This window comes from Flavobacterium sp. ASW18X (genome assembly GCF_005144745.1).
In the GTDB taxonomy this organism is placed as follows: Bacteria; Bacteroidota; Bacteroidia; order Flavobacteriales; family Flavobacteriaceae; genus Croceivirga.
Map to the genome: position 1 here is coordinate 127,172 of NZ_SWKK01000008.1, position 11,997 is coordinate 139,168.

The window sequence follows — 11,997 nt, forward strand, 5'->3', positions numbered from 1 at the left end:
TTTTAAAAATTAAGTCCAAAAAACTCTTCCATTTTATCACCGACAAAATCAAAATGTTCTTTGCCCAATGCAGGGTACACACCAATCCAAAATGTATTGTTCATAGTTAGGTCCGTATTGGTTAAATCTCCAACTACCCTGTAGGTTACATCCTTAAAATAGGGTTGTTTTGTAAGATTACCAGCAAACAACAATCTAGTTCCAATATTGTTTTGGCTTAGAAAATTCAATAAATCTACACGGTTTACCCCACAACCTTCTTTTAAAGTAATTGGAAAACCAAACCAAGAAGGTTCACTATTTGGTGTAGCTTGTGGAAGTTTGATGAAATCTGTCAAAGAACTTAATCTTTGGTACAATAAATTAAAATTCTCCTTTCTTTTTTCTACAAAGCCAGCTACTTTATCTATTTGTGCTAAGCCACAAGCAGCTTGCATATCGGTTATTTTCAAATTATATCCAATATGAGAATAAACATATTTATGGTCATACCCATAAGGTAGGTCTCCATGCTGTTGTTCAAAACGACATCCACAGGTATTATCGCATCCTGGGGCACAATAACAATCTCTACCCCAATCCCTAAAAGACTCTGCTATGGCAATTAGCTCGGCATTATTGGTAAATACAGCACCGCCTTCTCCCATGGTCATATGATGGGCCGGATAAAAACTTAGAGTAGCAATATCGCCAAAAGTACCTACTTGTTGTCCGTTAAAAGTTGCGCCTAAAGCATCGCAACAATCCTCTACAAGCCATAAATCATATTTAGAACAAAGCTCTTTTATTTTTCCTAAATTAAAAGGATTACCAAGCGTATGTGCTAACATAATTGCTTTGGTTTTTGGCGTTATCGCAGCTTCTATTAAATCTGCATTGATGTTATGAGTATCAATATCTACATCTACAAAAACCGGAACGGCCCCAAACTGTACTATGGGGTTAACCGTTGTAGGAAAACCTGCAGCAACACCAATTACCTCATCACCTTTTTTAATTCTTCTGTCGCCTAACTTTTGAGAGGTAAGGGTACTAAAGGCCACTAGGTTGGCAGATGACCCGGAATTTACAGAAATACAGTGTTTTACTTTTAATATTTCGGCAAGTCTTTTCTCAAATTTTTCATTGAACCTACCGGTCGTCAACCATCCATCTAAAGAGGCATCTACCATATTCTGTATTTCCTCATTACCAATTACTTTACCGGCCGGAGGAATTGGAGAGGTACCTGGTTCAAATGGTTTTTGTTGAAAGGCAAGCTCCGTATACGACTTAACCAATTTAGCAATATCATCTCTAAGACTTTGAACTGTTACTGTCTCTTCCATTCTAATTTTTATTATAATTTTCTATTTCTTGGATACAAACCTGGTTCATATTCTCTTTGTTCAACCATTTTTGATGCCAATCTACAATTAATCCTAATGTATGGTTTAAATCCCATCTGGGCTCCCAATGTAATCTTTGTTTTGCCTTAGAACAATCCAACTTTAAAAAATTTGCCTCGTGTGGGTTGTTTTCCTTGTCCAATTGCCAAGTTGCACCATCTCCCCAAAACGATTGCATTTTTGTGAGTATCCATTCTACCGTTTTACAATCATCGTCTTTAGGACCAAAATTCCATCCTTCAGCAAAAGAAGCACCGTCATTATATAAATGTTGCGCCAATACCAAATATCCGGATAAAGGTTCTAGTACATGCTGCCACGGCCTAGTTGACAAAGGGTTTCTTATAATTACGGGCTCTGATTTTTCGAATGCCCTTAAGATATCAGGAATCAATCTATCACCGGCCCAATCCCCTCCACCAACAACATTCCCAGCCCTTGCTGAAGCCAAGTTGGCCGAATTGTTATCCTTAAAAAATGATTTTGTATAAGCGGAAGTTACCAATTCTGCACATCCTTTACTACTACTGTAAGGATCATGTCCACCCATTGGCTCATTTTCTCGATAACCCCAAGCCCACTCTTTATTTTCGTAACATTTATCCGTTGTTACAGAAACAATGGCCTTGGTATTGGTACAATTTTTTGCAGCTTCTAATACATGTACCGTTCCCAATACATTTGTTTGATAGGTTTCTATAGGGTTAATATAACTATACCTTACCAAAGGTTGTGCGGCCATATGTATAACCACATCCGGGTTAAAGGATAGCATGCTTTTTTTCAAACTATCGTAATCACAAATGTTTCCTATATCAGATTGCATATTTGCACCGACCTTTGCAACAGTGAACAGCGCAGGATCTGTTGGTGGAGCTAAGGCAAAACCTTTTACATTGGCTCCCATTTGCTGTAACCATAGGGCAATCCAACTACCTTTAAAACCTGTATGACCGGTTAAATAAACTTTTTTATTATTCCAAAAACCTGGGTCTACTTTACCACTACCTACTCCCATAATTTCCATGGAGCTTTTTTAGAGGCCCACAACTCTTCTAATTTCATTTTATCTCTTAACGTATCCATTGGTTGCCAAAACCCTTCATGCTTAAACGCCATAAGTTCTCCGTCCGTTGCCAAAGACTTTAAAGGTTCTTGCTCCCAAATGGAGGCATCATTTTCAATTCTATCAATAACTTTTGGAGATAGAACAAAAAAGCCCCCATTTATTAATGCGCCATCTCCTTTAGGCTTTTCTTGGAATTTCATGACTTGGCTAGAATGAATTTCTAGAGCACCAAATCGTCCTGGAGGGAAAGTTGCAGTTAACGTAGCATCCTTACCGTGGGATTTATGAAAATCTATTACAGCCTTTATATTTACATCACTGACACCATCTCCATATGTTAAACAAAAGGCCTCCTCATCTTTTAAATAAGGTCTTACCCTTTTTATTCTTCCTCCTGTCATGGTAACATCTCCTGTATCTACAAGGGTAACCTTCCAATTTTCTGCTCTTTTTTCATGAACGACCATTTCGTTGTTTTGCATGTCAAAAGTCACATCTGATTGATGTAAAAAGTAATTGGCAAAATATTCCTTGATTACGTAACCTTTATATCCGCAACAGATGATAAAATCATTAACTCCATGATAGGAATACATTTTCATTATGTGCCACAATATTGGTTTTCCACCAATTTCTACCATTGGTTTTGGCTTGGTAGATGTTTCTTCGCTTAATCTGGTTCCTAAACCACCTGCTAAGATTACCGCTTTCATACTATTTGGTTATTACGAATGCATCAGAGAAAAATTGATTCTCTGGCAATCCATTTTTTATAAATACTTTATTAGCGTCGTTAATCATATTATTAGATCCGCATGCGTATACTTGATAATTTTCTATATCCTTAATTACTTCCATCGCCACATTTTGAACATATCCTGTTGCTCCATTCCAATTGATTGTAGGTCTAGATAGAGTTTTTATTAATTTGATATGCTCGTTAGAAAAATCGAGACCCCAAAAAAAGTCTTCCTCATTCCTACCACCCCACAGTACTGTTATTTTCCTGTTTTTGTATAAATTAGATGCTATAATTTGTTCGATAATTGCCTTAATAGGGGCTATACCTGTTCCTGTAGCTAAAAATAGTAACGGTTTTTCTGTGTCTCTTAAAAAAAAAGTACCCAAAGGGCCTTCTAATCGCAATAAATCATTCTCATTTGCTTCCTCAAAGAAATACCTGCTCATTACGCCTCCTTGATAATTCTTAATGAAAAAATCTAAGGAACCATCCTCTTTAGTATTATTTGCAATAGAATAACTACGTTTTGTTGTTCCTTTAATTAGATTTACATATTGACCTGGATGAAATTTAAAACTTTGGTTTGGTGGTAACCTTAGCTCCAATTTCACTACGTTTTCATTTAGGCGGGTAATCATGTTGATTTTACATGGAATTGTTCGTTTTTCATATATTTCTAAATCCCCTAAATCCTCAACATCCAACTCCAAATCACTTTTTGCCAAAGTATTGCAAGACAAAACGAAATCTTGCTCTCTTTCTTCCTTGGTTAAAACGGACTCCTCTTGTAGAATAACGTAGTTGCCGGACGTTATTTTTACCTTGCAGCTACTACATCTAGCGTTTAAACAACTATGATTCAAATATATCTTTTCCTTTTGGGCTGCCTGAAAAATCGTTTCATTATCTTTTGATGTAAATGTTTTTCCGTTAGCGAGTTTTATTTGATACATCTAAGAGATTTTAACGTTTATATATTTTAGTTAAAGTTGATTGTTCTTTAAATACTTGTTTAAATTAAGTATGAGTAGTATCAGAATTACAGATACCAACAAAATTAATGGTAGTAGGAGCACATATTTGCTCCAAAAACCTTTTACCTTAACTCCACGATTAGGAAAATCACTTATAACATTTAAAATGGAGGATTTGTTAGCTCTTTCTTGGTTTAATTCTACAAGATTACGCTTCAAAATTTCACGCTCCTTTACAAGAGCCAATTCTTTATTCTGAGATTGTCCGTTTTCTGCCAAATTGATATTGGTTCCCTGCATCGGTTTCTCCGCTTCTTTCACCAATATCGTTTTATACAATTGCTGCAAACTATCTACCTCACTCAACTGCTGCGTTATGATAGAATCTTGCAATTTTATATTTATATCATTTATCTGCTTTTGTAATTTAAAATAATCATTGCTTGAAATTGATTTAACGATGGATTGCTGTGCTTTTTTTGCTACGCTGTTGTCCGTACTTATCAATGAAATTTGATGAAAACGGGCGTCTAATGAATTAAAGTTTTGCAAATACGATTCAAACTCAATTGCCTTAATAGTTGATGTATCTAATTCCTTAACAAACTCATCAAACAACTTTATTTTTTGATTTTCATCCGAATAGGAATCAACAAAAATCTCTTTTATTGAGGCGGCTTCTGGTATTGAAATTTTCAATGCTTCAGCAAGCGCAATGGAATCCTCTGCTTTTGCTAAATCATTATAAAATTCAATATTATTATATAGTTGTTGAACACTATTAAAATTGGGCTCTACAACCATTCTAGAAATAAATTTCTCCGTTTTATATAAATCTGAAAAATAACCTGCGACAGCACCAATAACTAATGAGCCCAGAAGGATAATAAAGTTTTTCTGAATAAACAGTAAAATGAGAATTATACCATTAAAAATGCCTTTAAAAATACTTGCTATAAAGTTGGACAATTTTTGAAAAGCACGACCAATTAATTGAAACAATTGACCTAAATCAATCTCATCACTGCCTGCGTTTTTTTGGTGTTCTGACATTCTAAATTATACGATTAGTTAGTTTTAATTAATTACAAAGATAGTTGGATTTTATACTCACACACCTTTTGACAGAAAAATGCTACTTTTCACCTAGATCTCTTTAGTTAGTTCAGTCAGTTGCATGTCCTTTTCTGATAGGATAATATCGTTATCATCAATTGGCCAATCTATTTGAAGTTTTGAATCGTTAAAAAACAAACCCTTTTCTGATTCCTTATTGTAATACTCGTCCACTTTATACCTAAACTCTGCTTCATCACTTAAAACCGCAAAACCATGTGCCATGCCCTTAGGAACAAAAAGCATTTTTCTATTAACATCCGAAAGTTCAATACTAACATGTTTTAAATAGGTGCTATTTTCTTTCCTCAAGTCAACCACCACATCTTGCACTCTTCCTTTGCTTACAGAAACTAATTTAGCTTGAGCAAAAGGGGCCTCCTGATAGTGTAAGCCTCTTACCACACCATATTTTGAAACCGAAACATTGTCTTGAACAAAGTTTACTTGATAACCAAGTGCCTCTTCTAGCTTTTTTTTGTTGAAAGCCTCATAAAAACACCCTCTTTCGTCTTCAAAAACTGAAGGTTCAATTATAAAACATCCTTTAAGTTCGGTTTCCGTAATCTTCATTAAATCAATTTTAAAAGATTAGAACCATATCCACTTTTAATCAGTGGTTGTGCTAGTATTTCTAATTGTTTGGCAGATATAAACCCCATGGTGTAGGCTGTAGCTTCAATAGAACCAATATTTAAACCTTGCCGCTCTTCTACTACCTCTACAAATTGTGAGGCTTGCATTAAAGACTTAAACGTTCCCGTATCTAGCCAAGCGGTGCCACTATCTAAAATACTTACGCTCAACTTATCTTGTTCTAGGTAAACCCTATTAACATCTGTTATTTCCAGCTCTCCCCTTTTACTAGGCTTAATATTTTTTGCAATTTCTACAACTTTATTATCATAGAAATAGATTCCAGGTACCGCATAATCTGATTTAGGATTATCTGGCTTTTCTTCTATACTAATTGCCTTGCCATTTTTGTTAAATTCTACAACCCCATAGCGTTGTGGATTACTAACTTGATAGGCATATATAATTCCGCCCTCTGGATTATTATTTGATTGCAGTAATTCTGCCAATCCAGAACCATAAAAAATGTTATCTCCCAGTATTAATGCAACCTTGTGGTTTCCGATAAATTTTTCACCAATAATAAAAGCTTCTGCTAATCCATTTGGCTCAATTTGTATAGCATACTCAAATCTACAGCCATAATCAGACCCATCTCCTAGTAGCTTTTTAAATAAGGGTGAATCTTGTGGAGTTGATATTATTAGAATCTCCCTTATCCCTGCAGACATTAAAGTAGAAAGCGGATAATATATCATGGGTTTGTTATAGATAGGCATCAATTGCTTACTCACTGTAAGGGTAAGTGGGTGCAATCTGCTTCCTGTACCGCCTGCTAAAACTATCCCCTTCATTTCTATTTATCTATTTTCGTATAACTCTGTATAATATTCCCGGTAAGCACCAGAAGTTACATTAGCTAGCCAAGTTTTGTTGGCTAAATACCAGTCTATAGTTTCTTCTAACCCGAGATTAAATGTAGCTTTTGGAATCCAACCCAATTCATATTTCAATTTATTGGCATCAATCGCATACCTATGATCATGGCCCGGCCTATCTTTTACAAAAGCGATTAGCTTTTCTGAGCTGCCTTCTGGTCTACCTAGTTTCTTGTCCATAAGCTCACAAAGCGATTTTATCAATTGAAGATTGGTCAGCTCATTATTTCCGCCAATAAGGTAAGTCTCTTGAGTTTTACCTTTGTGAAAAATAGTATCAATGGCAGAAACATGATCTAGTACGTATAGCCAATCCCTGACATTGGCACCGTCTCCATAAACTGGTAATGCCTTGTTCTCTAAAATATTATTGATAAACAGCGGTATCAGCTTTTCTGGAAATTGATTTGGGCCGTAATTATTGGAACAGTTAGAAATAACGAATGGCAAACCGTAAGTTTCTCCATAAGCCCTCACAAAATGGTCAGAACTTGCCTTACTAGCAGAATACGGTGAATTTGGTTTATATGGGGATTCTTCCGTGAAATATCCGTCTATTCCTAAACTGCCATACACCTCATCCGTGCTCACATGATAAAACAAGTGTTCATCTAAATTTTTCCAAATATTCAAGGCAGCTTGCATCAGATTAATAGTACCTGTGACATTGGTTGCTACAAACGCAAGTGGATTACTTATAGAACGGTCGACATGGCTTTCTGCTGCTAAGTGGATTACCCTGTCAAACTTATACTCCTGAAATAAGGAAATAATTTGATTAGTATCTCTAATATCTGCTTTTAGAAATGTGTAATTTAAACTGGATTCTATGTCTTTAAGATTCTCTAAATTACCAGCATAGGTTAAGGCATCCAAATTATAAATATGATATTTTGGATAGGTATTCACAAAGTGCCTTACCACATGCGAACCTATAAAACCTGCTCCTCCTGTAATTAGAATTTTCATTTAAAACCAATCAGTATAAATTATATAAAAATTTGCTCTAATATTTTATAGGTAATCAGATATGTAGGTTTTACTCCCGTTGTTCCTAGACCACCAGAAGCCAACGTACTACCTGTTTCTAAAGGATTATCTGATGCGTAATATGCATATCTAACCTTAACATCCTTACTTACACTTTTTCTTACCCTAGAAGCTGATTGTATGGCTTTTTGATAATGAACGCCTTCCATTTCTAGACCAATAACATTCCAGGTAGACTCATAGAAAAACTTTAAAATGTCTTTGTTCTGCAATGATGTTCCTAAAACGGTAACCATGGTTCCTTCTAATACTTTAAGTCCATGGCCTTCAAAATCCTTGGCGCACAGTTCGTTCTCAAAAGGATAGTTATCTGCAGTACCTTCAAAAATGTGTGCAGAAGGTATCATCAAGTCGCCCTTACCGCCCTCTAGAATTCCAGCTTTACCCATAATGGAAACGGAATCTACATTCAGGAAAATTTTGTCATCTCCTTTTTCCAAAGGTTTCAACAACTCGTCAATTGTTTCGTAAGCCTGCTCGCCAAACGCATAATCCATCACAAAAATAACCGGCTTTTCATCTTCTGGAATACTGTTGTCTACCTTGTAGCAACAAGCAGCATCATTAAATTTTGCCGTGTCAAATAACTGTACGGAGATGTTAGCTCCAGAAGTATCTTCTATAGGTATCATACCATTGGCAATAGCCACCTTCTCTACTTTATTCCGTAGCTCTTTATTTTCTGATAAACTCAAAGCCTGGTAAATCTCTAAATCGTCTTTACCTTCAAACTCAGCTCCAAGCACTTTTCTCGCAAACAGCGAATTCATTACACTGTGCATATTAGCGCTTATAATGTGTAAAGGCCTGCCTAGTAAATTATATTTTTCTAGCGTTTCTTTTATAGTGGTAGCCCATCGTTCTCCGTGAATGTGGTGACCCAATCGTTCTCTTAAGAGCGGACTAAAAGTTATTGTTCTTTTGTTGCCAGTGGCCACTTCCTCTATTGCCAACTTGCCCAACCAGTAAATAAATTCTAGAAAACGGTCTGGCATGGCGTCGGTAGCAAACTTCTTTTGTATCGCTACCACCTCTGCATACGTTCTACTTAGAATATTGGCTACATGTATGTAGGCAACTTCGCGCTCTTCTTCCGTACGTTCTGTTTGCTTAACAAATTCTTCTAGCTTTTGCCAATCCCGAATGGTAGCATTATCTTCTTCTATCCATACACGCTCACAAATTTTATCTGCCTCAATAAACAAAAAGGTTAAGTGCGTTAAAATATCATAGATGTCTGAGCGACCACGCGTAATTTCAATATTCATCTGCTCATCGTCTATACGATAGCAGTTTCTTCTTCTTTTAGGCGGAATTATAGGCTGCAAGTGTGATTTTGAGATGCCTTCATCTGACGTTAAATTGATATACCTACATTGTTCTATACCCATTGGTAAGCGTTCTAAAACATAAATAAGTCCATTTAACTCACCTCTATCTTCTGCAACCGAACCGTAAATTTCTGGTCGTAGTACCAACAATGCGTTACGCAATGTATTGCCAGAAACACCAGAAGGTTTGTAAAAGCCTCTATTTAACAAATGCCGCATGGTAACGTACAAACGCTCTATGGCGTTGGTAGATTCTTGCGCACGTGTAGTTTCCTTAATTGCCGTCATATTCAGTATTTCGGTGTAAAAATACGGGAAATCTTCTTACTTTATTTTAAATGCAGTTAAGGCTTCTGCTAATTTTCTGTCATTAGATAGACGTTGTATTTTATTTTGACCACCCAATTTTCCTATGGATTGCATATAAGATTTGAATCCATCTTTTTGCACTTTAGTTAGTTGCAAACGTTTTAAAACCTTGCCTTCTATTAGATCAAAATAGTAGCTGTTTTGTTTTTGGAGCGATGTGTCTAAGGTTTGTATAAACAATTCCATATCTGATGGTTCTTTCTGAAATTCTACAAACCATTCATGATAAGGCAATCCACTTTCTGGCGACGTTTGGGGGGCAACGGTAAATTCGTTCACCTGGGCATCCGTGGCCACAATGGCATCTTTCATTGCTTGTTCTACTTCTTTTGCAATAACATGTTCTCCAAAGGCAGAAATAAAATGCTTAATTCTGCCCGATACGATGATTTTATAAGGGTCCTTAGAAATAAACTGAACGGTATCTCCTATGTTGTATCCCCATAATCCAGCATCTGTAGAAATTATCATGGCATAATTTACGTGCAATTCTACGTCCTTTAGGGTGATACGTTTTGCATCAGCATCAAAAAATTCGTCTGCCTTTACAAACTCGTAAAAAATACCGGCATCCGTAAGTAAGAGCATTCCTTTTTCAGTCTGGGAATTCTGATAGGCAAAAAAACCTTCACTAGCCGGAAACAATTCTATAGCGTCTACCTTACGACCTATTAAACTTTCAAATTTGGCACGATATGGTTCATAATTCACTCCACCGTAAATAAATAACTGAAAGTTTTTAAATAAATCTCCAACCTTCTTTTGGTGTTTTTCTTGTAATTTTTCAAAATACATCTGCACCCAAGATGGTATGCCTGCTATAACCGTCATGTTTTCATTTTCGGTTTCGGTCACAATAGCATTTACTTTGGTTTCCCAATCTTCAATACAATTGGTTTCCCAGCTAGGCAATCTGTTTTTTTGCAAATAGTTAGGTACATAGTGTGCCGAAATACCGGATAACCTACCCAACTTTATGCCGTTTTTCTCTTCCATTTCTGGACTACCCTGCAGAAAAATCATTCGCCCGTCCACAAAATCGGCATTACCTGTTTCTTGAATGTAATTAAGGATGGCATCGCGAGAAGCGTTTACTTGATTTTTAATAGAAGGTTTGGTTATGGGTATATATTTTGCCCCAGAAGTTGTGCCAGAAGTCTTTGCAAAATACAAAGGCTTACCAGGCCAAAGCACATCTTCCTTTCCATTCACCACTTGCTCCACATAGGGTTTTAATTCCTCATAATCCCGTATAGGAACCCGCGCTACAAAATCTGAATGGTTATTAATAGTGCTAAAACTATGGTCTTTACCAAACACAGTATTTTCGGCAGATTTTAGTAGGTTTTTAAAAACCTTTTCTTGAGCTCCAATAGGATTGTTAATCCATTTACTGTTCTTTTTGGCAATTCTATTGGCAAAAATCTTGGCAGCGAAAGCTTTTAAGGACATATTATTTAAAGTCTATGAAGTCTGATGGGTTGGTTGGCTTACCATTAAGCCATAGTTCAAAATGTAAATGCGGACCAGTAGATAATTCTCCTGTGTTACCTACTGCTGCTATTACTTCTCCAGCGCGTACAACATCTCCCTGCCCTTTGGACAACGCCCCATTATGTTTATAAACGGAGATAAGATTGTCTTTGTGCTCTAAGATTAGCACATAACCCGTTTCTGACGTCCATTCTGCGAATATTACAGTGCCATCGGCTACCGCTTTAACTGGGGTATCTTGTGGCGCAACAATATCAACAGCATAATGTTTTTTATCTGCATCGTAATTTCCAGTAATAGGACCTTCTAAAGGCTTAAACAACATACCTGTTAAATTACTCATGCTGGGTTCAAACAGGTTGTATTTATCTTCTAGTTCTACCTCCTTACGTAAATCTAAATCTTCTTGTATGGGTTCTAAGTTTATAGTTGATGGGTCCAATTTATATTGTTGAAAAAGAGAATCTCTATTAAACTCATTATTCTCTATTTCTCCACGAAGAACCATACGCACATTATCCAAATAACGATTGGTATAATTAAGAACATTAACTAAAGAATCGGTTTTATAGGTTAACTCTGTGGCCTGTCTTTTTAATCGTGTAGAAGAGTAACCCGGAATATATTCCCTTAATGGCGTAAATGCTATTAAAAGTGTTGTTAAACCAATCAGTATAATAATAAAAAATGTACCTGTAACAAATACATTTAGTCGGTTGAGTTTAAAAGAAATTTTTTCTTCAAAAGTATTCTCGTTTAGAATTACCAAACGATACTTATGCAGTAGTTTCCTTTTTATCTCTTTTCTTTTTTTAGCTTTCTTAGCCATAATAGACAAAGATAGTTTTAGATTTTAATTTACCTATTTTTCCTCAGTATTTATGAATGTTTTAATAGCACTATAAGCAACTGTTATTAAGCATAAAAGGCATTATAGCTATAATTATTGC

General features: G+C 36.0%; 11 protein-coding genes. All 11 read right to left on the reverse strand.

Going from position 1 to position 11,997, the window contains the following annotated elements; translation table 11 throughout:
* Positions 1-2: 2 nt before the first annotated feature.
* The 11 genes from rfbH to FBT53_RS06140 all read right to left on the reverse strand — a co-directional run bounded on the left by rfbH (position 3) and on the right by FBT53_RS06140 (position 11,876).
* Positions 3-1,328 (reverse strand): lipopolysaccharide biosynthesis protein RfbH, encoded by a 1,326-nt coding sequence (gene rfbH, locus FBT53_RS06090; protein WP_136950279.1) that lies wholly within the window; start codon positions 1,326-1,328, stop codon positions 3-5.
* A 1-nt stretch (position 1,329) separates the two neighbouring features.
* Positions 1,330-2,415 carry a CDP-glucose 4,6-dehydratase gene (gene rfbG, locus FBT53_RS06095; protein ID WP_136950280.1) on the reverse strand — a complete coding sequence of 362 codons (1,086 nt, stop codon included), beginning with the start codon at positions 2,413-2,415 and terminating at the stop codon, positions 1,330-1,332.
* Positions 2,397-3,170 (reverse strand): glucose-1-phosphate cytidylyltransferase, encoded by a 774-nt coding sequence (gene rfbF, locus FBT53_RS06100; RefSeq protein WP_136950281.1) that lies wholly within the window; start codon positions 3,168-3,170, stop codon positions 2,397-2,399. Before rfbF ends, rfbG begins: the two co-directional genes overlap by 19 nt.
* A 1-nt stretch (position 3,171) precedes the next feature.
* On the reverse strand, positions 3,172-4,152 hold the full coding sequence (locus FBT53_RS06105) for an FAD-binding oxidoreductase (protein ID WP_136950282.1): 981 nt from the start codon (positions 4,150-4,152) through the stop codon (positions 3,172-3,174).
* A gap of 30 nt (positions 4,153-4,182) precedes the next feature.
* A complete protein-coding gene (locus FBT53_RS06110; protein ID WP_136950283.1) occupies positions 4,183-5,226 on the reverse strand; it encodes a hypothetical protein in 1,044 nt (347 codons plus the stop codon).
* 93 nt (positions 5,227-5,319) lie between these two features.
* Complete coding sequence (rfbC, locus tag FBT53_RS06115; RefSeq protein ID WP_136950284.1) at positions 5,320-5,862, reverse strand: dTDP-4-dehydrorhamnose 3,5-epimerase; 543 nt, start codon at positions 5,860-5,862, stop codon at positions 5,320-5,322.
* On the reverse strand, positions 5,862-6,719 hold the full coding sequence (gene rfbA / locus FBT53_RS06120; RefSeq protein WP_136950285.1) for a glucose-1-phosphate thymidylyltransferase RfbA: 858 nt from the start codon (positions 6,717-6,719) through the stop codon (positions 5,862-5,864). The genes rfbC and rfbA overlap by 1 nt, the downstream gene beginning before the upstream one ends.
* A gap of 6 nt (positions 6,720-6,725) precedes the next feature.
* Entirely contained in the window at positions 6,726-7,772 is a 1,047-nt protein-coding gene (gene rfbB / locus FBT53_RS06125; protein ID WP_136950286.1) for a dTDP-glucose 4,6-dehydratase, read from the reverse strand.
* A gap of 20 nt (positions 7,773-7,792) precedes the next feature.
* Positions 7,793-9,472 (reverse strand): hypothetical protein, encoded by a 1,680-nt coding sequence (locus FBT53_RS06130; RefSeq protein ID WP_136950287.1) that lies wholly within the window; start codon positions 9,470-9,472, stop codon positions 7,793-7,795.
* A gap of 36 nt (positions 9,473-9,508) precedes the next feature.
* The gene (locus tag FBT53_RS06135) at positions 9,509-11,005 is read right to left on the reverse strand and encodes a GH3 auxin-responsive promoter family protein (RefSeq protein WP_136950288.1); all 1,497 of its coding nucleotides are present in this window, start codon (positions 11,003-11,005) and stop codon (positions 9,509-9,511) included.
* Position 11,006: 1 nt separating this feature from the next.
* Positions 11,007-11,876 (reverse strand): M23 family metallopeptidase, encoded by an 870-nt coding sequence (locus FBT53_RS06140; protein ID WP_136950289.1) that lies wholly within the window; start codon positions 11,874-11,876, stop codon positions 11,007-11,009.
* Positions 11,877-11,997: the final 121 nt, after the last annotated feature.